Consider the following 25,409-nt stretch of genomic DNA (forward strand, 5'->3'; position numbering starts at 1 on the left):
TAGTTTTGTTTATTTTTTATCGGTATAATGCAACTATAAACACCAAATTGAAAGGTGGCAAGTACACAATGAAATTTACTGATGGTCTCTGGCTGGTGCGTGATGGTATCACGATTAACGGTGCAGTTCAAAATTATGTTGTAGAAAAGACTCCAGATGGATTAACAGCAATTACTCAAACAACTCCAATCACAGGGCGTTCAGCGACGCTGAATTCAACCCTGCTTACTGTAAAATTTCATTCCCCGCTTCCAGGTGTGGTAGGGGTTAAGATTATTCATCATGATGGCGTACAAGAACGCGGTCCAGTCTTCGAACTCACGAAAGGTACTGGAGATCACGTTAAGATTGAAGAAAACGATTCCGAAACTGTGCTGATCAGCGGCGGACTTCGTGTAGTGATTCGCAAAGGCCAACAATGGGCTGTGGATTTCTATCGTGGAGACGAGAGAATTACAGGCAGCGGTTTCAAGTCCATGGCTTATATCACGGATCAAGACGGCAACACGTATATGCGTGAAGAGCTGGATCTCGGTGTAGGTGAATTCGTTTACGGTTTGGGCGAGCGTTTTACCGCTTTTGTAAAGAATGGACAGACCGTAGATCTTTGGAACAAAGACGGTGGTACTAGCTCCGAGCAAGCTTATAAGAATGTTCCTTTCTATGTAAGCAGCAAAGGCTATGGCGTATTTGTTAACCACCCTGAGTTGGTTTCTTATGAGATCGCTTCGGAAAAAGTGAAAAAAGCGCAATTCAGCGTAGCTGGAGAAAGCTTAGAATACTTCGTGATTGATGGTCCTACCATCAAAGAAGTTATCAGCAACTACACATCACTTACTGGCAAACCTGCACTTCCTCCAGCTTGGACATTCGGCCTGTGGCTGACGACCTCTTTCACTACCGACTACGATGAAGCAACCGTAAACTCCTTCGTAGATGGTATGGCAGAGCGCGATCTGCCGCTGAGCGTATTCCACTTCGATTGTTTCTGGATGCGTGAATATCAATGGACCGATTTCCAGTGGGATGAGCGCGTATTCCCTGACCCAGTAGGCATGCTGAAACGACTGAAAGATAAAGGGCTGAAGATCTGCGTATGGATCAACTCTTATATCGGGCAACGTTCCCGCTTGTTTGAAGAAGGCAAGAAAAATGGTTATCTGCTCAAAAAACCTAACGGTGACGTTTATCAATGTGATTTGTGGCAAGCAGGTATGGCACTGGTGGACTTCACCAACCCTGCGGCTTGTGAATGGTATGCCGGCTACCTGCGTGATTTGGTAGATATGGGGGGCGTAGATAGCTTCAAGACAGACTTCGGCGAGCGTATTCCTACAGATGTAGTTTACTTCGATGGATCTGATCCGATGAAAATGCACAACTACTACACTCAATTGTACAACAAGGTTGTATTTGAAGTGCTAGAAGAGAAGCTTGGTAAAAATGAAGCGGCATTGTTCGCACGTTCTGCAACTGCCGGTGGCCAACAGTTCCCAGTTCACTGGGGCGGTGACTGCTACGCAGATTATGAATCCATGGCAGAGAGCCTTCGCGGTGGATTGTCTCTAGGATTGTCTGGTTTCGGTTTCTGGAGTCATGATATCGGTGGCTTTGAGAACACGGCTCCGGCACATGTATTTAAACGCTGGTTGGCGTTTGGACTATTGTCCAGTCACAGCCGTCTGCATGGTAGCACTTCGTACCGTGTGCCTTGGGCTTATGATGATGAAGCTTGTGATGTTACCCGTTTCTTCACCAAACTCAAATGTAGCTTGATGCCTTATCTGTATGATGTAGCAGGACAGGCTCATGAACATGGCTGGGCTTCTATGCGGGCTATGGTTATGGAATTCCCGGAAGATCCTACTTGCGAAGTGTTGGATCGTCAATACATGCTAGGTGAATCCTTGCTTGTAGCCCCAATCTTCCAAGAAAACGGCGAAGCGAAGTACTACTTGCCGGCTGGGCGCTGGACTCACTTGCTTACTGGTGAAACCGTACAAGGTGGATCATGGCGCAAAGAGAAATATGATTTCTTTAGCCTGCCACTATTCGTTCGCCAGAATTCCTTGCTGGCAATCGGCAGTGTGGATAACAAACCGGATTACGACTATGCGAATGGCGTTAAATTCGGCTTATATTCACTTGAAGATGGCACTACGACTTCTGCAACCGTTCGTGATCTCAAAGGTGCTCCTGAATTGACTGTGAAGGCTGACCGTAAAGGCAGTACGGTAACAGTTACTGCGGAAGGTAGCGGTAAAGAATTCTCGCTTTCACTTAAAGATCTGGGAGCTATCGCTTCTGTAGAAGGTGCAGAGCAAGTAGATGAAACTACAGTAAAAGTAAACGCAGGTGCAAAAACCGTATCGTTTACGATTACATTGAAATAAGATTGTTTCTTAAAGCATATTGATATAGCCATAACCTCTCTTGTAAACTGGGTGGACGATCTGTTCTCTTGGTTTATTAGAGAGGTTTTAGTGTTACAATCTTACTGAATAACGGGGGAACGTTATGGATACTAATTTAACAAAGGGAAGTGGAGTATTGAACCAGACGGAATATACCTCAGCAACGGTTCTTTCAACTGCAGCGAATTTTATAATGAATAGGCAAGAACCATTTACGCATACCTTCCGGACTTATATTCGTTTAAGGGAAAATGGTACGTTGAAGTTGAAGTTCTGGCATAGCAACGCGGTGGATTCTACATGGGATCAAGGGCAAGAAGCTGTAGGCAGTGAACCTGGAGGCGACTGGGTTATCGAGACAGCTTATATCGCTGACGGAGGAACAGAACCAGACGGAACAATAGCTGAGAATACACAGCATGCACTTACCTTTGAGGGCAAAGCCTCAAAAACCGTTGCGGCTGGCGAATGTTTCTGGAGTGATGAGACAAGCATTGTTCTGCCGGAGGGTCATTACTTGGCGTTTACGTGGACGATTAAGACACTCACTGCAGGTAAATCGATTCCTTTCAATGTTGAAGGGATGCTGGTTTCAGCTTATGACGCGCCCGGAAATCTTGCCGCACAGCAATCAGCGGATGGTTTTACAGCGTCTGATAATCTTTTGGTACTGCCAAGCTTCATTGGGTATAAGAAATCTGTTACCAAGAAACTAGTATTCTTGGGGGATTCGATTACTCAAGGTGTGCGGACATTAAAGGATGAGTACGAATATTGGGTCGCGAGAATTGCGGATGGTCTTGGCACGGATATTGGTGTATGGAATCTCGGCTCTGGCTGGGCTAGAGCTTATGATGTCGCTGCAGATGGTCCATGGCTAAACAAAACTAAGCAAAGTGATGAAGTGATGATCGTACTCGGAGTAAATGATATTGATATTGGCTGCCGTTCGGCGGACGAGCTTCTGGGTGACTTGCAGACCATTATTTCTAAGATCAAGGGGGCAAATGCTGAAGCTAATATTATTCTAAGTACGGTGCCACCGTTCAATTTTCAGGGTGAAAGAGAAGAAACTTGGCGCAAGGTGAATCGTGAGATTTTGTCTAATCCACCTATAGGTGTGAGCCGGGTGTTTGATATAGCAAGCCTATTGTCATTGCCTGCACCAGACGATCACCGGATCAGACCAGAGTTTATGAGTGGAACAGACGACCCGCATCCGAACGGCATAGCCGGTAAGACGGTCGCGGACGCCTTTTTAAAAATATAAGAAAATATAAGTTTCACGCTATACATTATCTTTATATTTCTGCGAGAAAACGGTTGTCTTCCATAAAGGAGATAACCGTTTTCTCGTAGCGTGGTATTAATTAAATTTAAAACTGGTTTCGATAGTCCTTGGGTGATACACCAACCTGTTTCTTGAATACCTTGCTAAAATACTTCACATCATGAAACCCCACCATTTCGGAAATTTGCGACAGCTTTAGACGAGGGTTCTGCATAAGCAATTTAGCTTTATCTATCCGGACGTTAACGATGAAATCGGAGAAATTAATGCCGTATTCCTGTTTGAATCGGCGTGAAATATATTCGCGGCTAACAAAAAACTTTCCGGCAATCTCCTGTAAGGATAGATCAGAGGCATAATTAAGTTCGATATATTTCACGATATCATGCATAGGATTGCTTTCTTTAGCTTGTTTAGCGGCTATCACTTCTGATATTCGCTCCATCAGATCAAATGACCAGTCACGCCAAGCAAATAAGGAGAACGAGTAACCATTCGTATAAGGAGCTGGGTGAAGCTGATCGGCCTGTTCTAACTCGACTAGTGCGCTATCGGCATCAGGGCCTAACGTTTCCCGTACCAACTGGGAACGAAATAAGAGTGCATCATTCTTCCACGAGTTTAGAATCTCTGGTGTAACAATTCCGCATCGGCTAAGCTCGTCCACCCAGTGCTGTGCTGCCGCGGACAATACATCAGTGCTTCCGCTGATGACCGCCATTTTCCAATCTTCCTTCACATGTGCGAAGATCGTCGGCGATGCATGTCCTTGAATTTCTGTCTTTGTGGTTTCATTGCGCTCTTTAAACTCTTCGGAGGAAGTAGAAAAATGGCAGTAATCCTCATGAATTAATAAATTTCTACGCTGTAAGGCCTCAGCCACCTCTGCACGCTGATAAGATAATTGCTTAGGTAGGTTACCGATGCAGCTAATTCCGAAATGCATTCGGACCTGCAAAGTAGAGTAGATCCCCTGATTAATTCTCCCTATAAGCTCGACAACAGACGTTTGGATATCCCATAGAATGATGGCAATCTCCGAAGGACCTCCCCAGTAACGAAAAGCCACACCCTTACGCTGACCTTGCAAAAATTCATTACAAATATTGACGATAGCGTAGTTCAGGAGACCGGTGTCTCCTCCAAAACGGTTAAGTAGGAGATTATTTCCTGTATCTGTCTGCACCAGTATTAGGCGCGAAGAGAGGACGTTTTCCGGGATAATGCCATCGCTTCGCAACCTTCGAAGAGATAATTCCGAGTTGATCGGATCATCGATTAGTGCGGACAGCAGCTTTTCTCCATAGATGGGCTTGAACTCATTAAGCTGGATGCTCTGCTTCTGGCGTTCGCTACGGTCAGCTTCCTCTGAACGCCAGGCAGCCACTGCCTTAGCGACTGCTACATTGATTGCCTCCGCTTCAATGGGCTTAAGGATATAGTCAATTCCACCATGACGTACAGTCTGGCGCACGAACTCGAAATCATTATGTCCGCTAACCACAATGAATTTGATGTTGCCGGCAAATTCGTTAACCCATGTCATTAATTCTACGCCATTACCGGATTCCATCATCATGTCCATAATGACCAAGGCTGGTTTCGCTTGCCGAATGATCTCAATAGCTTCATTTCCGTTTCCGGCTTCCAGAATTTCATTGATTTGATGTGCGTCCCAGTCGACAAGAAGTCTAACAGCTTTTCTGACTCTCGCCTCGTCATCAACAATTAACGCCTTCATATCGTCTCACGCTCCGCTATAATGTCTATTTCCAGTCTTACAACTACTCCACCTGCTCTGAGGTTGTCCACCGTCAAGATGGCGCTATCTCCGCATACGAGCTTGAGCCGAGCCAGAACGTTCGGCAGACCAATACCAGAGCCTGTAGCTTCCTTGTCTTGCTCTGTATTTCTTAATAAATCTATATCTGTTCTAGTGGAATGTTGAAGCTTCTGCCGCAAAAGATCCAGTTTCGCTGAAGGGATAGCATTTCCATTGTTTTGAATACAGATTTCCATTCGCTTGTCGCCCAATTTGGCCGCGGTGATCTCAACAAATCCGTCTGAGCGGGAATGGTTAAAACCGTGTTTGAAATAGTTTTCTACAATAGGCTGCAGAATCATCTTAGGCATAAATGTCTCTAAAAGAGCTTCCTCCATATCGTAACGGAAACTGAATTTATTTTCAAAACGTTCCTTCTGTAGTTCGACGTAAGCTTTGACATGATCCAGTTCCTCCTTAACCGTGACAATCTTCTCCTCATTGTACATGCTGTAGCGCATCATTTTCGCTAGCGCCGAAAGAAGAGAGTAGATTTGGGGTACTTTAAGCTCCAAGGCAAGCGTACCGATGATCTGCAAGGTGTTGTTAAGGAAATGCGGATTGATTTGCGCTTGCAAAGCCCGCAATTCATTCGTTTTATTAGTTAATTCCAGCTTGTATTCTCTTAGGATCAGATTGTTGATCGTATCCATCATACTGCGGAACCGTTCTGTAACGACACCGATCTCGTCTTTGCCCATGGGACGGATATCGATATCAAGCTTCCCGGTCTGGACCTGATTCATGTAGCGGGTCAATTGCTTGATCGGGGCAGTGATTCGAAAAGAGATTAGGATCGTTAGCGTTGTAATTGTAATCAGCAGCAGGACCATTAGTGCTATATTGATCGTTGCCGCCTCATTGGCTTCTCGAAAAAGATAAGATACGGGAATCTGCTTCACCAACGTCCAATTTAACCCTGGACCTTCGATATTCTGGTAAATAAACATAGCTTTGTCCTCTTCAAAGTATCCTTGTGAGCTTTGCTTGTCCCTGATATTCGTATCGTACCAAGCTGCATTCAGTTTCTTGCCGTATTCTTCACTATTGTCCCCATAGACAATGTTTCCGTTGCCATCCAGCAGCCAGATGTTCTCCTGCTTCTGATCATATAACTGACTGATGATGTCGGTTAGAGCCGTTAGCCTGACATCAATCGACAGGTAACCAAGCGCTTTTGTGGTAGGGACTCTTTCGATTCTTCTGTGTAAGGTAAACACTGGCTCCGGTATAAATTGCGGGATCGGTGCCGTTAGGCCGTAGCTATGACTTAAATGCGTACTCTGTAAGGATACCGCAGAATCGGTATTGATCTTGGAATCAGGATAAGGTGGAACACCCTGCCAACGTTTCGGTGTATTTTGGGTGAGCAGAGTGGCTTTGCTGTCCTTGACACCGTATAAATAGACCTGAGATATGTCAGGCATAGATGATGAAATGTAATTCAGAGAAGAATAAATTCGTGCATTTGCTAGCATATCCTCGTATCCAGCTTCGAGAGATCTGTAGAATTCTGAATCTGAATAGACGATAAGGGAGAGTCGATTGATTTCCTGAATCAAACTTTCAATGTTTCTAGTACCTTGAAAGAGAAGGTTCGTATTCTCATCTACTGCTCTTGTTCTTAAGGATTGAGTACTAAAGTGGTAGCTTATAAACATCGTGGCCATAATACAAATTAGTGTTGGAAGTAGGATGAAAACGATCATTTTTGTGCGAATCGTGTTCCATTTCATCGAAATTTGTCACATCCGATCAATATTTTACACCTGAAAGATCACTTCCGTAGGTGTGAGGTGCGCTCAAAAAAACAGATAATATGTGTATAAAGCATAAACAAGTAAGTGAGCAAAAGAAAGGGGGGGACAATAAATGCGCGGCACTAAGTTGTCCCAGTTAGGTCAACAGGTATTCTTCGTTGGTCCTGCAGTTTTGTTTTTTACCTTAATAACGATTATCCCATTTATCATGGGGATGTATTACTCCTTCACAGACTGGAACGGTGTATCCGGTAATGTAAGTTGGGTAGGATTTCAAAACTTCACCACTATATTTACGAATGACCCCGACTTCTGGTCTTCCTTTTGGTTTACCGTAAGATTTACTGTGTTAGGTGTAATTTTGACTAATGTGGTAGGGTTTTTCCTAGCTTATCTGTTAACGAAACCATTAAAGACACGTAACATGCTTCGGACGATCTTCTTTATGCCGAACGTTATTGGGGGATTGTTGCTCGGGTTCATCTGGCAATTTATCTTCATCAAAGGGTTCGCAACAATGGGAGAACTCACAGGCTGGTCGTTCTTTAATCTTCCTTGGCTGGGTGATGCAACAACCGGCTTCTGGGCGATTGTAATGGTTTTTGTTTGGCAGTCTTCCGGTTATCTAATGGTTATCTACATCGCTTCTCTCAGTAACGTATCGAAAGAAGTCCTGGAAGCGGCTGATATTGATGGTGCCTCCCGTTGGCAGGTACTACGCAGCATTGTAGTTCCGTTGATTATGCCGGCTGTAACCATTGGTTTGTTCTTGGCCATTTCTTGGTCCTTCAAAATGTTTGACCTTAACCTTTCCTTGACGAAAGGCGGACCGTTCAAATCTACAGAATCAGTTGCTATGAATATTTACAATGAAGCCTTCCTGAACAATCGTTACGGTCTGGGTACTGCTAAAGCGCTGCTGTTCTTCGTTATCGTGGCGATTATCACTCTGATTCAAGTCCGTATTACGAAGAGCAAGGAGGTAGAAGCTTAATGAACGCCAAGACAAAAAGCAGATGGAATATCGGCGTGGAAGTGTTGATGATTCTTCTGGCCCTGCTCTTCCTGTCTCCATTTTATTTCTTGCTAGCAAACTCAGTGAAATCGTTCGGTGAAATTCTGAGTGATGCTGCAAGCTGGCCACAGACATTTATGTGGTCGAACTATACAAGTGCTTGGAAATTGGCACGTTTCGGTGAAGCTTTCCGAAATTCGGTTATCATAACTGTTATCAGTGTTATTCTAATCTCTCTGTTTAGTGCGATGGCTTCTTATCGTATGGTTCGGGCGAATACGAAATTTAATCAGTTTTTGTTACTGTTGTTCGTAGCCGCAATGGTTGTTCCGTTTCAAACGATCATGATTCCAATCTTGAAAGTTGTAAATGTAATGGGAGTAAACAACTCCTTCCTGGGTTTGATTATCACGAATCTAGGGATCAGTGTTCCAATGGCAATCTTTCTATTCCACGGCTTTATCAAGTCCGTTCCGCTTGAAATTGAAGAGGCGGCTACAGTTGATGGATGTAATCCAATTACCGTATTCTTCCGCATAGTACTTCCTTTGCTGAAGCCAATGGTAATGACAACGATCGTGCTTAATGCACTTGGGATATGGAATGACTATCTGCTGCCTTCCTTGATTCTTCAGGCACCAGAACTTCGGACCATTCCGCTGGCGACCTTCTCCTTCTTTGGTCAATACACCAAACAATGGGATATGGCGCTTCCGGCTCTCGTAATCGGGATTGCTCCAATTATCATTTTCTATCTGTTCATGCAGCGTTACATTGTTGAGGGAATAGCGGCTGGCTCGGTGAAAGGTTAACACCGAGCCCTCCGTTCCAAATATTTCATAAGTAGTCCACTATCTTAAGGGGGAAAATATAATGAATAAGAAACGCTCGGCAGTTGCACTTTCGGCAGTAATGGCGATGAGTTTAGCATTAACAGCATGCGGTGGAGGCAATAACGCTTCTAGTAACTCACAAAATGGAAGCGCTGGCACAGATAAAGGTGAAGTAAAGACGGTTAAGATCTTTCAATTCAAAACTGAAATCGTTGAAGGTCTTAATGAGCTTAAGGTTGAATTTGAAAAAGAACACCCTAACATCAAGCTGGATATTCAAACCGTTGGTGGTGGTGCCGATTACGCTGCAGCACTGAAGACTAAGTTTGCTTCCGGCGACGCGCCTGACATTTTCTCAAATGGCGGATATGCTGAAATGGAGCTTTGGGGAGATAAGATGGAAGATCTGTCCGATCAACCTTGGGTGAAAGATCTGATTCCTATGGCAGCAGAGCCAATGACTAAAGACGGTAAAGTGTACGGTATGCCAATGAACCTTGAAGGAATTGGTTTTGTATATAACAAAGACCTGTTCGAAAAAGCAGGCATCACTGAAACTCCTAAAACATTGTCACAACTAGAAGATGCGGCTAAGAAATTGCAAGCGATTGGCGTAACTCCTTTTGGTAATGCGTATCAAGAATGGTGGCTCCTTGGTAACCAAGGGATCAGCGTAGCATTTGCTCAACAAGATGATGTAAATGGCTTCATTAAGAGCTTGAATGATGGTACGGGTACAATCGTAGGTAACAAAGTGTTTGAAGATTGGAGCAACTTGCTCAACTTGACTTTGAAATACGGACAAAAAAATCCGTTGACTACAGATGCTAACACTCACTTGGCTATGTTTGCTAAAGGTGAAACTGCAATGATGCAAGAAGGTAACTGGGCACAAACCCTTGTTGATAACATTACACCTGACATGAACATCGGTATGTTCCCTATGCCAATCAATGAAGATGCTGCAAAGAATGACAAAATGACTGTAGGTATTCCTGCAAACCTTGTTATCAACAAAGATTCCGGATCTAAAGAAGAAGCTAAAACATTCTTGAACTGGTTGGTAACTTCAGATATGGGTAAAGAGTACATCGTTAAAAAATGGAAATTCATCCCTGCGTTGTCCACCATCGAAGCAACTCCTGAAGATATCGGTAAGCTTGGATCTGACGTATGGAACTATGTAAAAGAAGACAAAGTGTATGGTTTGCAATCCTCTAAATTCCCTGACGGTGTAACTCAAGAATTTGCTAGTGTGATTCAACAGATGATCGCTGGCAAGGTTGATGTGAATGGCTGGATGACAGGCATGCAAGCAGCTTGGGACAAGCTTAAGAAATAAGTGAAGCTCGTTCATAAGATTAAAATGGACTAGTGGTTAACAAAGGCGTTCTCCGTATACCTCATCATTATGAGACGGGGAGCGCCTTTTATTTTGGTGATAACAAGATAGGGGGAGAGGACGCCGGTGAAACGATATGATCTTATTCAGATAGGTGTGGACTATTACCCGGAGCATTGGGAAGAATCCATGTGGGAACCAGATATCAAATTAATGAAGGAAACAGGTGTCAAGGTAGTTCGAGTCGCCGAGTTTGCATGGAGCCGGTTAGAGATAGCGGAGGGCAATTACCAGTTCGGTTGGCTGGACCGCGCGCTGGATCTTTTTCATAAGTATGGATTACAGGTTGTGATTGGTACGCCCACAGCTACACCTCCTAGATGGTTAACTACGAAATTTCCGGACGTTTTGCCGCTATTTGCGAAGGGAGAGACCTTTCATCCGGGGGTACGCGGACACCGCTGCTATAATAGTACATCTTTGCGCGAATACGGAAGTCGTATCACGCAGCGACTTGCGGAGCACTATAGTAAACACCCGGCCGTTATTGGTTGGCAGACTGATAATGAATTCGGGATGTTAGATTGTCATTGTGATGCTTGTAATATAGCGTTTCGCAATTGGGTGAAAGCCAAATATGGCAGCCTTGATCGGGTGAATGCAGAGTGGGGAACGGTTGTGTGGAGTGGAGAATATAGCGATTGGAATGAGCTTACTGTTCCACTGGGTGGATCACCACATCAGAATCCATCATTCCTGCTAGATTATCAGCGGTTTCAGTGGGATTCGGTGGTAGCATTCCAGAAGACGCAGATTGATATTTTGCGGTCTATTTGTCCGCAGCATTTTATCACTCATAACTTTCATAGCTATCCGCAGCGTCTGGATATGTACGCAGTCGGTGCTGATCTGGATGTCGCTGCATTTGACTATTATCCGAATACTTCGCCAACCAAGCAAGCGACAACACCATATAGCGGAGCACTTTCACTAGATGTAACCCGTGGTATTAAACGTCAAAACTTCTGGATCATGGAGCAGCTAAGTGGTTCACCAGGTTGTTGGATGCCGATGTGGAGAACGCCGTATCCTGGGATGATTCGTGCTTATGCGTGGCAGACGATAGCCAGAGGTGCGGATACCGTCGTTCATTTCCGCTGGCGTAGTGCAGTCGCGGGAGCAGAGCAATTCTGGCACGGACTGATTGATCACAGCAATGTCCCAGGACGCAGGTTTGCGGAGTTCACTCAGCTATGCCATGAGGTTAATACACTCGGGGAGAAGCTGACTGGAACGACGCTAAAGAATGAAGTAGCTATACTCCATTCTCATGAAGAAAAAGCAGCGCTGGATATTCAGCCTCAGGCTGAAGGATTCGATTATTATGAGAATATTAAACAGATACACCGTGCGGTGACGAAGCTCGGTATGGGTTGCGATGTTATCGATTTTAGACAATCGCTGGATGGTTATAAAGTAGTGATTGCTCCGAATTTATATTTGCTGGATGAGGAGATTGTACGTAGTTTGGAGGATTTTGCACTAGCTGGCGGAACTTTGCTTATTACCAATCGAAGTGGCGTGAAAACTACAAATAACATCGCAGTCATGCAGCCACTACCGGGGCTACTGAGCTATTGCACAGGGGTTGAAGTGCTGGAGTATGATCCAATAGGTGCTGAAACCCATAAGGTCGTTGATGCTGAGGGGAACCAATATGAATGCACGCAGTGGTGCGACATCCTGAGACCTGTTGTGGCATGGCCGATTGCGTGGTATGGCGATGATTTCTATAGTGGAACTCCGGCTGTAACCGTCAATGCTTTTGGAAAAGGTCAGGTTTATTACTTTGGGACTCATATGGAAGAGAGATTCTGGTCAGTTTTATTGGAGCGCCTTTCCAAACAGCAGGGGCTGTTTAGATTTGAGGGTTTGCCGGATGGAGTACAGGCCTCTGTGCGTTCGGGAGATCAAGGAAGCTTCTTATTCTTGCTTAATTTGAGCCGGGAGTCTGTGACGATCCCGTTGCCGCAGGAGTATAACAGTCTGCTGAACCACTCGATTTGTTCAGGAGAGCTGCAGCTTGAGCCGTATGGTGTGGATATTCTGGAGATGTAGGGATTCTAAGTAACCGATGATGGGAAGGGCATTCTTATCTCCTTCGGCGTATGTTCTAATCCTTGTGAATGTGAATGTGAATGTGAATGTGATTGCACTCTGTGCAATAGAATTCCTTTTTGGGTGGGGGGATTTGAGATCTGTTGCAGATTGTGCAATCAGATTGGTGGGAAACGTCCATTTTGATGGGTTTCACCAGATTCTAATGCACGAAGTGCAATAGAATGCTCGAAATGAGATGGAAAAGGGCATTCTAATGTATGAAGTGCAATAGAATACACATTTTGGCGGGGACTGTAGCTGTCGAGACAAGTCAGTTGGTACGATGCGGAATAGCTGAACTGGAAGGAACGGAGAGTTGGTTTGATACAGAATAGCTGCACTTTCTACACTTATTTTATGCTCTCGGCCTATGAAATGGATTTAGTTGTATTTAGTGCAGCTATAATGCGAAGTATCACGGTTCACAGCCAAATGCTGAGAATATAACTGCACAGAATACACTTATATGGATATTTTGTGCTGAACAGGCTGATTTAAGTGTACAAAATGCAGTTACTCTGACACACATGCCATACTAATGAGATCCACACAGCGATGAGCTCTGTCATAAGCAACCTTATGTAGCATTTCACTACGCAGGAGGCGATTAAGCTGTACACCTTAGAGTATTAGTGAAGTCGTCTAAACTGCTCCGGTGTAGTCCCTGACTGCTTGCGAAAGGTGGCAACATAATGGCTAACATCACGGAAGCCTACTCTCTGCGAGATGATTTTTACAGTAAGATCCGGCTGGCTTACGAGCATTTCTTTGCTTTTACGGATACGTAGCCGTACGAAATAGGCATAAGGAGATAGCCCAAAGGTTTGTATGAATAGATTGTTGAGATATCGCCCTGAGACGCCAAGCTGACCGGCTAGATCGTTAAGTCCGAGATCAGGATCACCATAATGGCTGTCCATCCATTTCAGTAGCGGCTGCAGCTTATCGACATTACGGGATATCGTTGTGTTGTTATGCAGTTGCCCATATTTGCTTAAAGTAAGCAGAAAGCGATAAGCATCAGTGGAGGCAGTCAGACCAAACATGTCCTGTGAGGCATCATACTGATCAAGTATTTCTCTTAGCAGCTTGGAGAGAGGCGCCTCTTTTTCCCAGCGGTAAAAAGAATTCATATTCATCCCCAGCGTCTCCAAAATAGACCCTGCAGAGCTGCCTCCGAACGTTAAATAAGAGGTGCTCCAGTTAGCAGCCGAAGCTTCATAGCGATGTGGAGTATAGGGGAGAAGTAATACACCACTGCCTGCGGGAAGGGAGAAGCTTTTATTCTCAAAATGAATCACCCCTTCACCAGACGCCGTTTGGAGCCAATGATAGGTTTCGTAGCCATCTAAGCGGGATACTTTTTCCTGTTGATGATTGTGACCGATACTGTCTAATGTGATAGGTAGATCCTGTCCACCCTCATGGGGGAACACAATTCTACGATGCACGATTCCCTTCAATGATTCCATCTCCTCTTAGTTCCATATTCTTATATGCTGGGAAGATTATTTTATATTTATAGCGTCAGGTTAACCGATTACAATATATATATAATTATACTATAAAGGATGTGCGAAGTGTGATTAACGATAAATTACCTAAGATTTGGTACGGTGGAGATTACAATCCAGAGCAATGGGATGCGCCTGTATGGGCAGAGGATGAGCGTATGTTTAAGCTGGCAGGAATTGATGTTGCCACAATTAATGTGTTTTCCTGGGCGCTGATCCAACCTTCCGAAGACACTTATGATTTCTCATCACTAGATGAATTAATGGATAGACTATATAAAAATGGTACTTACGTATGTCTGGCAACAGGTACAGGAGCGCACCCAGCTTGGATGGCTCATCGTTATCCTGAAGTTACTCGTGTTGATGTGAAGGGCAGAAAACGCAAGTTCGGTGGACGTCATAACTCGAATCCAAACAGTCCGGTTTACCGCAAGTTTGCAGCGAAGCTGGCAGGAAAGCTGGCTGAACGTTATAAGGATCATCCGGGGCTTGTAGCTTGGCACGTTTCGAATGAGTTCAGTAACTATGATTATTCTGATTTATCTGAAGCGGCGTTCCGTGTCTGGTTGAAGGAACGTTATGGTTCTCTGGATGCATTAAACAAAGCATGGAATACACGTTTTTGGGGACATACGTTTTATGATTGGGAAGAAATTGTACTGCCTAGTGAGCTGAGTGAAGAATGGGATGGCAACCGCACCAACTTCCAAGGCATTTCATTAGACTTCCGTAGATTTATGTCTCATAGCTTGCTGGAATGCTACAAAATTGAGAGCGATGCGATTAAGGAGCACAGTCCTAACGTACCTGTTACCACTAACTTGATGGGCTTTTATGATGAATTGGACTATTTTGAGTGGGCTAAACATATGGACGTCATTTCTTGGGACAACTATCCTTCGCTGGATACACCGGTCAGCTTCACAGCCATGGCGCATGATCTCATGCGTGGATTGAAGAATGGACAACCTTTCATGCTGATGGAGCAAACGCCAAGCCAGCAGAACTGGCAGCCATATAACTCTTTGAAACGTCCAGGGGTTATGCGCTTGTGGAGTTATCAGGCTGTTGCGCGTGGTGCAGACACTGTTCTGTTCTTCCAGCTGCGTCGTTCAATTGGTGCATGTGAGAAGTATCATGGAGCTGTTATTGAGCATGTGGGACATGAGCATACGCGTGTATTCCGTGAATGCGCTGAGCTAGGTAAAGAGCTGGGACAGCTTGGAGATCAGCTATTGGATGCGCGGAGTGCAGCTAAAGTAGGGATTATTTATGACTGGGAAAACCGCTGGGCCATCAACCTTTCAAGCGGACCATCCGTAGCTTTGGATTATGTGAATGAGATTCATAAATATTATGATGCACTCTACCAACAAAATATTGAAGCCGATATGATCGGTGTAGAAGAGAATCTGTTCAAATATGAGATTGTAATCGCACCTGTGATGTATATGGTTAAGCCGGGTTTTGCTGAGAAGGTTGAAGCTTTTGTAAAAGCAGGCGGTACATTCATTACGACTTATTTCAGTGGAATTGTTAATGAGAACGACCTCGTAACCGTAGGTGGCTACCCTGGGGAACTGCGCAACGTACTCGGGATTTGGGCAGAGGAAATTGATGCACTGCTGCCAGGGATGAGCAATGAGATTGTGATGGACAAAGCGTGGGGCAATTTGAGTGGTTCTTACAAATGTGATCTGCTCTGCGATCTGATTCATGCCGAAGGTGCTGAGGTTTTGGCAGAGTACGGATCTGATTTCTATAAAGGAATGCCAGCCTTGACTGTGAATAACTTTGGTGAAGGTAAAGCGTATTACGTGGCTACCAGCCCAGAAGCGGGATTCTTGAAAGGATTCTTAGCCAATCTGTGTGCCGACAAGAACATTCAGCCGCTAGTAACTGCACCGGAAGGTATCGAATCTGTGCAACGTGTGAAGGAAGGCGTATCCTACCTATTCTTGCTGAACCACACCACTGGTGATTTGAGTGCGGATATTGGTGCTACTGAGCGTACGGATCTTCTGACTGGCAATAAGGTTAGCGGTTCTGCTGTTGTGCCAGCCCGTGGAGTATTGATTTTGTCGGATAAGAACTAATTCATAGTATATATAAAAAGATCTCCGGGGAACCAGCTTGTCCCCGAAGATCTTTTTTTTGTGGTGCAGCATTTCATTAGCTGCTGCTGCTCGCGCTGTCATCTGGAGTAGCTCCACCCGGATTGCCATTACTTAATATAATGCTCTCCGCCACGGTGGAATCTGATTTAAGTGTGTATTGGATAATATCATCAGCCTTCAGTTCTGCTAAGGTGATCGCATTTTCTTGACGCGTGCCATTGTCGAAGGTAACCGCTACGATTTTAGTATCCGCATCAATCGTAATGTCTGTGGTTTCATCGGAGAAGCTTTGCTGCATTCTACCTCCCTGTAGCCCACCGCCTTGTCCTCCGCCACCTTCCGGCATTTCCCCTTGTGGCATCCCACCCTCGGGCGCAGCGCCATTTCCTGTACTTTGATCGCCATCAGGTCTTTCCGGTGGGGTACCGCCTTGACTGTTCTGCCCGTCACCTTCTCCAGCACCTTGTCGGGGCATAGACATGTCCGATTTATAGATGGTAAGGGTAGTATCGCTTACACTCTTAATCTTACCGAAATTCATGGACATATTAGGTCCGCCATTCTGTTGATCGCCGTTTGCTTGTGGTTGTTTGGCTGCTGAACCCCTGTCTGCTTGGTTATTTGCAGCAGTTGTTTCTTCGGCCTCTGAATTCGCGCTGCAGCCAGCCAATAATAGAGAAGCGAGTAGGCCTCCAGATATTAGAATAGGAACGAACTTTCTCATTTTTTATTCCTCCTTAGTAGGTTAAAGATAGATTAGGAGAAATATAACAAACAGTTCTGAAAGTTTGCTTAATTTCCGCTGAGAGTTTGCCTAAAGAAATGAAATATGCAAATGTTATATAATGAACAAATATGCAGACTTAAAGGATAAGCCAACGTTCAGGAAAGAGGCAGCACATGAAGACTTTACTAGTAACGGGGTATCGTGCGCACGAGCTCGGTATTTTTGACAATAAGCATCTAGGGATTCCTTATATCAAAAAGGCACTAGCTAACCGATTAAAACCTTTGATCGAAGAAGGCGTGGAATGGGTGATTACGCCCGGCCAGTATGGTGTGGATCTGTGGGCATGCGAAGTGGTGAGCGAACTTAAGCTGCAATATCCGGACTTAAAGCTTGGGATCATTACAGCGCATACCGGACAGGAAGAGAAATGGAAAGAAGAAAAGCAGAACGAGTATCGGCGTATTATTGCGGGTGCGGATTTCTTCGGGGCGGTCAGTAATGCTCCTTATGACGGTAGCTGGCAGTTTCGGGCTAGAGACGATTTGTTGTTCCGCAAAAGTGACGGAATATTGCTCTTTTATGATGAGGATGCGGCGGAGGGGAGTCCGAAGTTTTTTAAAGAGCGGGCGCTGAAGCTGCATGCTGAAGGAGAGTATGAGTTGTTTCTAATTCACTCTGATGAAATACAGAATATTGCCGATGAAGAGAATCAACGTGACTATGAGTAAGTATATGTAGATTTTGGAAAAGTAAAGGCCCGTAAACAGTGAATGAGACCATCACCGTTTACGGGCTTTTTGATATAAGAAGTGATCAGATAAAACTCTTTAGCGATGGTGCTTTTCGCACCTTGTAGTTTTGTTCATAAGCATAGGCGAGCTTGATGAGTGTAGGCTCCTGATAAGCTTTCGCTGAGAACGTTACACCGAAGGGGGCGCCGGCTGATGTATAACCGGAAGGCACAACGATGGACGGATATCCTGCTCTGGAGGTAATTCTGGCGCCGAAATCGGCGGGGAACAGCAGGGCATCCAGATTGTGCTCCTTCATAGTGGCGTCGATGCCTTCTTCCTTACATAGTTTTAGGTCAGTCGCACGGTGCAGCAAATACTTTGGTTCGGTTTGTGTGCCGGAAGAGGTATATTCCGCATCTATTAACGTAGCTTGACCATATCTTAAAGTCTCCACAGGATGTGCATGGTTAAAATCTATAATATCCTTTAAGGTTCGCATCGGTGCCCCAGGGCCCAAGCGAGATAAATAAGCGTTCAAGGCTGTTTTGAATTCATTCAATACCACCGAAGAATAACTAATTTCCCGGGCGGTCTTAATATCCGCAGGATCAATAATAGTAGCTCCAAGCTCTCTCATTCTATCTACGGAAGCATTGAACAGTGCAAGTTGTTCTTCTGTCAGCTCCTCGAAATAATAATCACGCGGGATACCTATACGCGCGCCTTGCAAGCCATTCTCGTCTAGAAATACAGTGTAATCTTCGTGGATTCTACCTATATTCGTTCCCATTGCTGCATCTTGAGGATCATTGCCAAGCATTGCGTTTAGCAGCAAAACAGCATCACGAACGGTTCTGGCCATAGGGCCAGCAGTATCTTGTGTATTGGATAGCGGAAGGATTCCCGAACGGCTGAGCAGTCCAACGGTTGGCTTAATGCCAATAATGGAGCCTAAGTTACCGGGGTTAAGGATCGATCCCGAGGTTTCTGTGCCAACAGAGACTGTACAAAAGTTACAAGCGACAGCTACCGCAGAACCAGCACTGGAGCCACCTGTTGGTGTAGATATATTGTAGGGATTAAGGACCTGCCCGCCGCGGGAGCTGTAGCCGGAGGGCATGCCGGTTGTCATAAAATTGGCGAATTCGGTCATATTGGCTTTACCCATAATGATTGCTCCGGCTTCACGCAGTTTTGTAACTATAAACGCATCTTCTCCGGCAAAAGAATTCGCCAAAGCCAGCGAGCCTGCGCTAGTATGCATTTTATCCCCTGTATTGATGTTATCCTTCAATAACACAGGTATGCCGTGCAGGGGTCCCCGGGAGCCGTTGATCGTACGTTCAACATCTAGAGATTCTGCGATAAATAATGCATCAGGATTGATCTCCAGCACAGAGTTAATCGTCAGGCCATTTTTGTCATGATCAGCTATGCGTTCATAATACATGAGAACTAGTTGTTTTGACGTAAGTTCTCCGGCTTCTAATGCAGCTTGGATCTCCGGTATAGTGGCTTCTACGATTTCAAAACTCATGTGCGTTCACGCTTCTTTCCCTTTAGGATATAGCTTCCCCTTCATCTAACCATAATTTGGGTATTAGTGGTAGTATTCTTTTTATACTACAAATTATTGAATGATGGTCTCGGTAGTTAGAGGGGCTATTAATGTTTTTTATTAGCGAAGTTTTGGGTAGAGCTTGCAAGCGCGCAACTGAAAAAAGGTGTCCAAATGGCCAAAATAAATGGCTGTTAGGACACCTCTTTTTATTTTTTTCTGATAGGAGTTATTATTACCCCTGCTTACTCCTGCGCTGTAAATCCCTCTTCCGCTAAATATTCTTTAGCTTCCTCAAGGGTCTCAAAGGCCATTTCTAGATTAAGGTCGGCATAGACATACCATAAATCATCCTCAAGCTTTAGAGTCAGTGTATGGCCCTCATCATTAGTCCAGAGTGAGTCGGCGGCAGCCGCAGCCTTTTTCTTTCTTTTGCTGGCTACAGGGGCGTCTGGAATGTAGATAGACAGTGAGGTGATGGAGGCATCCAGCAGACTCCGCAGCTCGGCTTCCGAGTAGTCGCGAATGTTCACAAAGCCCTTATCATCTGCCTCATAGCCCCGCAATAAGCCTGCGAACACATAACCATTCCCATTAGGATGCAGATGGTAAGCAACGGTTTTCTTATCATGCTGGCTTTCCTCGTAGTGATAGTTCACGCGCCCAAGGGATACGTTTTTACGTTCCAGTTGGGGGTAAGAGTCGAGAATCGCTAATTTTTGTTCAAAAGTAAGCATATACAGCCTCCGGTTTTCGGTGTGATTGTGCACATGATTATACCATGACGATGGCCCGCAGACTATTTTTTAGTGATCAAGCGGCAGAGACAGCACAAAGGTACAGCCTTCCCCGGAGTGCTTCTCAAGCACAAGGCTTCCGTTCATAGATTCGGCCAAAAGACGGCTGAAGGTGAGACCGAGTCCCAGACCACGTAGTGTGCTCTGTTTGTCGCTACCTCGGAAAAAAGCCTCGAAGACGTGCTCACTATGATTCGATGAGATGCCCAGCCCATTATCCTGAACACGAATCTCCGCCATGCCATGACCTTGCTGTTCAAGCAACTCTACTGTAAGCTGCACCATTCGGTCTGGGGCTTTGGCTTGTACACTGTTATTAAGTAAATTGACGATGATTTGTTGGATGCGAAGCGGGTCCCCACGCAAAAATAAGGGAGTTCTTGGCATATGGAGCACAGGCTCCTCGACTTCATCCGCTTGTGTCAGCTTCCATTGATACACGATTTCGGATAACAGTGGCACGGCATCCAGTCGATCGTGACGGACAGAAACGATTCCTGCAGTCAGTGCGTTGTAATCCAGAAGATCGGCAACCATACGTTGCAATCGTCCAGCTTCCTGCAAAGCAATATCTAGAAATTCCATAGCTTCATCGTCTTCGACAACCCCTTCACGAACGGCATGGATTAGGCCTTTAATAGAGGTCACTGGTGTCTTTAGTTCATGGGATACACCGGCTAACATAACCGCACGGGACTGCTCAAATTGTTGTAACTTGCCTGCCATCTCTTCAAAAGATAACATCAGTTCATGGATTTCTCGTTCTTTGGCGTCCTTATCCAGAACAATATCATAACGGCCATGGCTGATTTGAGCGGCTGCTTTGGCTACTTTCTGGATCGGTTTTGCCAGTTTACGAGACAAGAGGTAAATGGTTAGCCAACTTAATATGATTAGAAATAGCAACAGAATGGAGAAAAAAATGATCTCCTCCTGCGGAATATGCCGCAGCGATTTCTTGGATTGAAGGACAATCACCTGTCCCAGCGTTTCCCCATCCGATTTTATGGACGCTACTGCAGCTTTGAACTCCGGACTGCGAGAGTCGTTAAGACTATCATTAAGTTTATGCCTCATCTCATCTTCAGTTAGTGGTGGCATAGAGAACAGCATCTGATCTTGCTGATCCGTAATGATTACACACATTTCTACGGTTAACTTGAAGAATCGTTTTCGGTCTTCAATGAGCATTCCAAGATTTTGGCTGATCTCTATTGAACCCTCACGATTTACGCTCCGGTCGGCAATCTCCTGTGCTAATAATCCAGTAGTCTGCATCCGGTTACTCATAGCTTCTTGTTGGATCCACCAGAACGTCGTTAGTGCAGTTAGCAGGAGGCCAACACTAATGATGAGCAGGTAACGAATCGTCCAATAGGAGAGAATCGAAGTACGTTTGGGGCTGCTTTTCTTTAGGTTGTCCATAATTGATATCCTGTTCCTCTCAGGGTACGGATTTCCCCCTCATCTACTGGCCAATGCGACAGCGCTTGGCGAAGTCTTTTGATAGACAAGTCCACGGCCCGGTCACTTCCTTCGTAATCCATCTCCCAGACATGTTCTATTAATTGCTCGCGAGTACATATTTGATTAGGTCTTTCAGCCAGAAATAACATGACCGACATATCGCGTGGACTAAGACTCAGCTCAACCCCGTTTAAAAAGACAGCTCGTGCAGTAAAGTCGATAAACAAACTGCCATAATGCCGTTTGCGGCTGCCATCGGACCACTGCGAAGGACGGCGTAATACAGCATTCACCCGTGCCACCACTTCCTCAGGAATAAAGGGCTTAGACATATAATCATCCGCACCACCGTCGAGACCAGCTAGTCGGTCATTGATCCCGTCCCTTGCGGTGAGCATGATCACGGGACAGCTGCTTTTTTCACGGATCAGCTTTAGCAGTTCAAAGCCGTCCATGTTTGGCAGCATGATGTCGAGTAATACTAATGAGGGAGGTGTTATAGCAAAAGACTCCAGCGCAGCACGTCCGTCGGCTACACGGGTGACATGGAAGCCTGCTTTTTTCAGATAGGCACTGAGGACCCTGGAGATAGCTTCCTCATCTTCAACAATTAGAATGGATCTCATCATGTGGTGGTCCTCCAATCTATAAAATTACGACAAGTTTAACACATCATAGCTCGCTCTGCTCTGACTTCTTCCCGACTTATTGCTTTGTTAGAATGAGGGACGAGCTTGAAAATATACAGAATATTTTGAATATTGGAGGGAACAGGATGAAGAGAAAAAGAATAGCCTTGATCGCTGCCGGAGTCATTATCGTAGGAGTAGTCACAGGTTATACATTGCTGGATAAATCGCTGGGCAATAATGTACAGATCGAGTCCGTGATTCCAGGGCAAGCTACAACTGCCGGTAATGGAGAAAGCACGACTAACACTGGAGCACCAGTAGGTATGGCGGTCACAGCCGATCAATTAAACGGTGATTGGACGGTTACGGATGCTTCTAAAGTATATTGGTCAGTAACCACCTCTAAAGAAACAGTAAACTTCGTGGATAACAAAGTTCAAGGTACCTGGAAAGTTAATATAGAAGATTCTACTTCGATGGTTGGAGAAGGGTCAGTAGATATGAGCGCTCTGGACTCTGGCAATGGTCAAAGAGATGAGCATGTAAAAGGGGAAGACTTTCTAGCCGTTACGGAATTTCCGCAATCTACGTTTGTAGTGAAATCATTCTCGGAGCTGCCAACGGAATGGACCGAAGGAGCAACTGTGCCGGTTGAAATGCAAGGAGCGCTTACAGTGAAGGGTGTAGAAAAGGATGTTACCTTCCAGTCTCAAGCAGCGTACAGTGGTGGACAGCTGATGCTGTCGGGTACAACTACAGTGGCTTTTTCTGATTTTGGCTTAAGCAATCCACACACCGTTGTGCTGGATACGGAGAACAATCTTGAGGTCCGATTAGAGCTTGTGCTGAAGAAATAGCAGCAGTCTTTCCGTAAAGAAGACTTTGCTGTGAATTTATAGAGAAACTGTACGGAAGAGACTTTCCCGGGCCTAATAGCTTTTGGGAGAGTCTCTTTGGTTTGGAATGAAATGTATGTTTTAATAGAAGTATCTGTCTAATAAATAGCAATAAAGGAGGTGTTCCTTGTGATCCAGGTGGCGGCAGCGATTATACATAATGAAGAAGGACAGATTCTTATTGCTCGGCGCAGGCAAGGTAAATCTCAGGCAGGTCTGTGGGAATTTCCTGGCGGCAAAATAGAGCAGGATGAAAGCATCGCAGATTGTCTGCAAAGAGAGCTTCAGGAGGAGATGGGGATAACAATCCTTCCCTATGAAAGCTTTGGCGTGAACGAGCACAACTATGGAAGTGTCGAGATCAGACTGTTTGCTTGGAAAGCCCGATATCTGGGAGGTGTAATTGAACTTGTCGATCACGATGAATATAGGTGGGTGTTTCCAACTACACTCGGTCAGTTCACTTTTGCTCCTGCAGATATTCCTTTTGTAGCACGGCTAGTGGTGGGGTCAGATCAAGTGTGAAGGCAGTCCGAACATCAAGTAGAAGGGAAGAACTTAAGTGCCCATATATGAAAAGCTAGTGCGTGACGGAATTCCCAACCTGATAGCTTCCCAAAGAATACATAACTGAACTACGTAAAAAATTGAAAGAAGAGTCGGAGGAGTATTTTCGGGCAGTGAGTAATGAAGAAGCTCTAGAGGAGCTTGCCGACATGCTGGAAGTAATTCAAGCGCTGGCGGAGACCCATGGAAGTAATAGCGCAGAGCTGGAGGAGCTTCGTGCGGAGAAAGCTGAAAGTCGTGGTGGATTTAAGGAACGGATATTTTTGATTGAAGTGGAAGGAGAATAACTAGAGATTATTGTTCCGTATAAGGAGGTTATTAATGTTGTCCAAAACCAAACTGATGATGATCTTAAGCGGTGTGGTAGCCTTAATTCCTGTAGCTATTTATTTATTCCTATATTCCAAAATGCCTGATAGGGTCCCGATCCATTACGATGGGAACATGGCTGATAGATTTGTAAGTAAGTCTAGTCTGGTGGTTATTTTGCAAAGCGGGCTTGGATGTTTGGGATTTATAATCATGAAACTCCTGCAGTTCCTTTTGCAAAAAGCGTTTATTCAGAGTTCTAACGAGCATTCAGCGGCTTTGAGCAGGATCTGGAATATTGCTATTTTGGTGGTGACGGTGGTGTTTGCTGGCATCAGTTCCTATACATTTATTAGAATGGTCTGATAGAATTAAAAGAGACTTAGCAGAAGGATTAGGAGGAACATGCATATGAAAATGGATAACGCTTACAAGGTAAGATGGGGAATTCTCAGTACAGGCTGGATTGCCCATCAGTTTGTTACTGATTTAGCTCACGCCAGCAATGGCGTGGCATATGCCGTGGGTTCGCGTTCACAGGAAAGTGCAGATAAATTCGCGAGGGATCATGAAGTACCACATGCTTATGCTACTTATGAGGAATTGGTAAATGACCCGAATGTAGACGCGGTATATATTGGAACGCCACATCCTTTTCATAAAGAAAATGCATTATTGGCGCTACGTGCAGGCAAAGCTGTCCTATGTGAGAAGCCTTTTACCGTGAATAGCGGAGAATTGGAAGAAGTGGTGGCCTACGCTAGAGATCATAAGCTGTTCCTGATGGAGGCCATGTGGAGTCGTTACATCCCGGCGATTGTGAAGGTTAGAGAATGGATCGCCGAGGGTAGAATCGGTGAAGTTCGCTTGGTGAAGGCAGACTTAGGATTTCGCACCGACTGGAATCCGGAAAGCAGATTGCTGAATCCGAAGCTGGGCGGAGGCGCGCTGCTGGATGTTGGGATTTATCCGGTTTCTTTTGCCTCGATGGTGTTTGGACCTCATCCTGAATCTATCTCCAGTACGGTGCATATTGGTGAGACTGGAGTGGACGAGCATTTCTCCATGCTGCTGAATTATGGCAATGGAAAAACCGCTTCGTTGAACGGCGGCATTCGTCTTAATATGCTGGAGGAAGCGCATGTGTTTGGAACAGAGGGTCGTATAATTGTTGAAGGGACGTTAGTGAACCCGAAATCTGCTTCGCTTTATATAGGGGATGAGAAGGTAGAGAGCTTTGTGGATGATCGAGCTTCTATTGGATATTGTTTTGAAGCAGAGGAAGTAGGCCGTTGTCTACAAGCAGGGCTAACAGAAAGCCCAGTCATGTCACTGGATGAATCGTTAGCGATTCTGAAACTGCTGGATCAAATACGTGCGCAGTGGGGTCTTAAGTATCCTGGAGAGTAAATAAAATAAACAACACCCCTCGGTTTACACGCTACAAG

General features: G+C 45.1%; 20 protein-coding genes and 1 pseudogene. 13 read left to right on the forward strand and 8 right to left on the reverse strand.

Annotated features, from left to right (window positions below):
- The first annotated feature begins 68 nt into the window (after positions 1-68).
- Together yicI and NSS87_RS04360 are read left to right on the forward strand one after the other, a co-directional pair.
- Positions 69-2,393, forward strand: coding sequence for an alpha-xylosidase (yicI, locus tag NSS87_RS04355; protein ID WP_339245051.1), 2,325 nt, complete (start codon positions 69-71; stop codon positions 2,391-2,393).
- Between the two features lie 124 nt (positions 2,394-2,517).
- A complete protein-coding gene (locus NSS87_RS04360) occupies positions 2,518-3,684 on the forward strand; it encodes a GDSL-type esterase/lipase family protein (protein WP_339245054.1) in 1,167 nt (388 codons plus the stop codon).
- Between the two features lie 106 nt (positions 3,685-3,790).
- On the opposite strand, the gene NSS87_RS04365 is transcribed toward NSS87_RS04360, so the two are convergent.
- The gene (locus tag NSS87_RS04365) at positions 3,791-5,446 is read right to left on the reverse strand and encodes a helix-turn-helix domain-containing protein (protein WP_339245056.1); all 1,656 of its coding nucleotides are present in this window, start codon (positions 5,444-5,446) and stop codon (positions 3,791-3,793) included.
- On the reverse strand, positions 5,443-7,263 hold the full coding sequence (locus tag NSS87_RS04370) for a histidine kinase (RefSeq protein ID WP_339245059.1): 1,821 nt from the start codon (positions 7,261-7,263) through the stop codon (positions 5,443-5,445). Before NSS87_RS04370 ends, NSS87_RS04365 begins: the two co-directional genes overlap by 4 nt.
- A 136-nt stretch (positions 7,264-7,399) precedes the next feature.
- Here NSS87_RS04370 and NSS87_RS04375 point away from each other — a divergent pair, with 136 nt between their 5' ends.
- The 4 genes from NSS87_RS04375 (at position 7,400) to NSS87_RS04390 (ending at position 12,595) form a co-directional block, all read left to right on the forward strand.
- Positions 7,400-8,281: a sugar ABC transporter permease gene (locus NSS87_RS04375; protein ID WP_042185061.1), complete on the forward strand. Its 882-nt coding sequence runs from the start codon at positions 7,400-7,402 to the stop codon at positions 8,279-8,281.
- The gene (locus NSS87_RS04380) at positions 8,281-9,114 is read left to right on the forward strand and encodes a carbohydrate ABC transporter permease (RefSeq protein WP_042185063.1); all 834 of its coding nucleotides are present in this window, start codon (positions 8,281-8,283) and stop codon (positions 9,112-9,114) included. The genes NSS87_RS04375 and NSS87_RS04380 overlap by 1 nt, the downstream gene beginning before the upstream one ends.
- Before the next feature lie 61 nt (positions 9,115-9,175).
- The gene (locus NSS87_RS04385) at positions 9,176-10,477 is read left to right on the forward strand and encodes an ABC transporter substrate-binding protein (RefSeq protein ID WP_042185065.1); all 1,302 of its coding nucleotides are present in this window, start codon (positions 9,176-9,178) and stop codon (positions 10,475-10,477) included.
- 126 nt (positions 10,478-10,603) lie between these two features.
- Positions 10,604-12,595 (forward strand): beta-galactosidase, encoded by a 1,992-nt coding sequence (locus tag NSS87_RS04390; RefSeq protein WP_339245060.1) that lies wholly within the window; start codon positions 10,604-10,606, stop codon positions 12,593-12,595.
- 671 nt (positions 12,596-13,266) lie between these two features.
- On the opposite strand, the gene NSS87_RS04395 is transcribed toward NSS87_RS04390, so the two are convergent.
- Positions 13,267-14,100 (reverse strand): AraC family transcriptional regulator, encoded by an 834-nt coding sequence (locus NSS87_RS04395; protein WP_042185067.1) that lies wholly within the window; start codon positions 14,098-14,100, stop codon positions 13,267-13,269.
- 119 nt (positions 14,101-14,219) lie between these two features.
- Between NSS87_RS04395 and NSS87_RS04400 the strand changes: the two genes are divergently transcribed.
- Positions 14,220-16,250, forward strand: coding sequence for a beta-galactosidase (locus tag NSS87_RS04400; protein WP_339245064.1), 2,031 nt, complete (start codon positions 14,220-14,222; stop codon positions 16,248-16,250).
- Positions 16,251-16,326: 76 nt separating this feature from the next.
- Here NSS87_RS04400 and NSS87_RS04405 read toward each other — a convergent pair whose 3' ends face one another.
- Positions 16,327-16,995 carry a hypothetical protein gene (locus NSS87_RS04405; protein ID WP_339245066.1) on the reverse strand — a complete coding sequence of 223 codons (669 nt, stop codon included), beginning with the start codon at positions 16,993-16,995 and terminating at the stop codon, positions 16,327-16,329.
- 176 nt (positions 16,996-17,171) lie between these two features.
- Here NSS87_RS04405 and NSS87_RS04410 point away from each other — a divergent pair, with 176 nt between their 5' ends.
- Positions 17,172-17,729, forward strand: a complete 558-nt coding sequence (locus NSS87_RS04410; protein ID WP_042185074.1) for a DUF1273 domain-containing protein — start codon at positions 17,172-17,174, stop codon at positions 17,727-17,729.
- Positions 17,730-17,814: 85 nt separating this feature from the next.
- On the opposite strand, the gene NSS87_RS04415 is transcribed toward NSS87_RS04410, so the two are convergent.
- The 4 genes from NSS87_RS04415 to NSS87_RS04430 all read right to left on the reverse strand — a co-directional run bounded on the left by NSS87_RS04415 (position 17,815) and on the right by NSS87_RS04430 (position 22,183).
- Positions 17,815-19,272 (reverse strand): amidase family protein, encoded by a 1,458-nt coding sequence (locus NSS87_RS04415; protein WP_042185076.1) that lies wholly within the window; start codon positions 19,270-19,272, stop codon positions 17,815-17,817.
- Between the two features lie 266 nt (positions 19,273-19,538).
- On the reverse strand, positions 19,539-20,030 hold the full coding sequence (locus tag NSS87_RS04420) for a hypothetical protein (protein ID WP_042185078.1): 492 nt from the start codon (positions 20,028-20,030) through the stop codon (positions 19,539-19,541).
- Between the two features lie 69 nt (positions 20,031-20,099).
- A complete protein-coding gene (locus tag NSS87_RS04425; protein ID WP_339245070.1) occupies positions 20,100-21,515 on the reverse strand; it encodes a HAMP domain-containing sensor histidine kinase in 1,416 nt (471 codons plus the stop codon).
- On the reverse strand, positions 21,503-22,183 hold the full coding sequence (locus tag NSS87_RS04430; protein WP_042193322.1) for a response regulator transcription factor: 681 nt from the start codon (positions 22,181-22,183) through the stop codon (positions 21,503-21,505). Before NSS87_RS04430 ends, NSS87_RS04425 begins: the two co-directional genes overlap by 13 nt.
- A 149-nt stretch (positions 22,184-22,332) precedes the next feature.
- Here NSS87_RS04430 and NSS87_RS04435 point away from each other — a divergent pair, with 149 nt between their 5' ends.
- The 5 genes and pseudogenes from NSS87_RS04435 (at position 22,333) to NSS87_RS04455 (ending at position 25,371) form a co-directional block, all read left to right on the forward strand.
- The gene (locus NSS87_RS04435; RefSeq protein WP_339245073.1) at positions 22,333-23,046 is read left to right on the forward strand and encodes a YceI family protein; all 714 of its coding nucleotides are present in this window, start codon (positions 22,333-22,335) and stop codon (positions 23,044-23,046) included.
- 168 nt (positions 23,047-23,214) lie between these two features.
- Complete coding sequence (mutT, locus tag NSS87_RS04440; protein ID WP_339245075.1) at positions 23,215-23,610, forward strand: 8-oxo-dGTP diphosphatase MutT; 396 nt, start codon at positions 23,215-23,217, stop codon at positions 23,608-23,610.
- A 37-nt stretch (positions 23,611-23,647) separates the two neighbouring features.
- Positions 23,648-23,939, forward strand: a pseudogene (locus tag NSS87_RS04445) (nucleoside triphosphate pyrophosphohydrolase).
- Between the two features lie 34 nt (positions 23,940-23,973).
- Entirely contained in the window at positions 23,974-24,327 is a 354-nt protein-coding gene (locus tag NSS87_RS04450) for a DUF1648 domain-containing protein (RefSeq protein WP_339245077.1), read from the forward strand.
- Positions 24,328-24,378: 51 nt separating this feature from the next.
- Positions 24,379-25,371, forward strand: coding sequence for a Gfo/Idh/MocA family oxidoreductase (locus tag NSS87_RS04455; protein ID WP_339248429.1), 993 nt, complete (start codon positions 24,379-24,381; stop codon positions 25,369-25,371).
- Positions 25,372-25,409: the final 38 nt, after the last annotated feature.

Source organism: Paenibacillus sp. FSL F4-0243 (assembly GCF_037963295.1).
GTDB lineage: Bacteria > Bacillota > Bacilli > Paenibacillales > Paenibacillaceae > Paenibacillus_AQ.

Coding starts and splice junctions, on each gene's coding strand:
- NSS87_RS04420 (WP_042185078.1), bottom strand. CDS start 20,030: ATGCTTACTTTTGAACAAAAATTAGCGATTCTCGACTCTTACCCCCAA.
- NSS87_RS04385 (WP_042185065.1), top strand. CDS start 9,176: ATGAATAAGAAACGCTCGGCAGTTGCACTTTCGGCAGTAATGGCGATG.
- NSS87_RS04425 (WP_339245070.1), bottom strand. CDS start 21,515: ATGGACAACCTAAAGAAAAGCAGCCCCAAACGTACTTCGATTCTCTCC.
- NSS87_RS04410 (WP_042185074.1), top strand. CDS start 17,172: ATGAAGACTTTACTAGTAACGGGGTATCGTGCGCACGAGCTCGGTATT.
- NSS87_RS04455 (WP_339248429.1), top strand. CDS start 24,379: ATGGATAACGCTTACAAGGTAAGATGGGGAATTCTCAGTACAGGCTGG.
- NSS87_RS04435 (WP_339245073.1), top strand. CDS start 22,333: ATGAAGAGAAAAAGAATAGCCTTGATCGCTGCCGGAGTCATTATCGTA.
- yicI (WP_339245051.1), top strand. CDS start 69: ATGAAATTTACTGATGGTCTCTGGCTGGTGCGTGATGGTATCACGATT.
- NSS87_RS04365 (WP_339245056.1), bottom strand. CDS start 5,446: ATGAAGGCGTTAATTGTTGATGACGAGGCGAGAGTCAGAAAAGCTGTT.
- NSS87_RS04370 (WP_339245059.1), bottom strand. CDS start 7,263: ATGAAATGGAACACGATTCGCACAAAAATGATCGTTTTCATCCTACTT.
- NSS87_RS04430 (WP_042193322.1), bottom strand. CDS start 22,183: ATGAGATCCATTCTAATTGTTGAAGATGAGGAAGCTATCTCCAGGGTC.
- NSS87_RS04405 (WP_339245066.1), bottom strand. CDS start 16,995: ATGAGAAAGTTCGTTCCTATTCTAATATCTGGAGGCCTACTCGCTTCT.
- NSS87_RS04360 (WP_339245054.1), top strand. CDS start 2,518: ATGGATACTAATTTAACAAAGGGAAGTGGAGTATTGAACCAGACGGAA.
- NSS87_RS04375 (WP_042185061.1), top strand. CDS start 7,400: ATGCGCGGCACTAAGTTGTCCCAGTTAGGTCAACAGGTATTCTTCGTT.
- NSS87_RS04415 (WP_042185076.1), bottom strand. CDS start 19,272: ATGAGTTTTGAAATCGTAGAAGCCACTATACCGGAGATCCAAGCTGCA.
- NSS87_RS04450 (WP_339245077.1), top strand. CDS start 23,974: ATGTTGTCCAAAACCAAACTGATGATGATCTTAAGCGGTGTGGTAGCC.
- NSS87_RS04380 (WP_042185063.1), top strand. CDS start 8,281: ATGAACGCCAAGACAAAAAGCAGATGGAATATCGGCGTGGAAGTGTTG.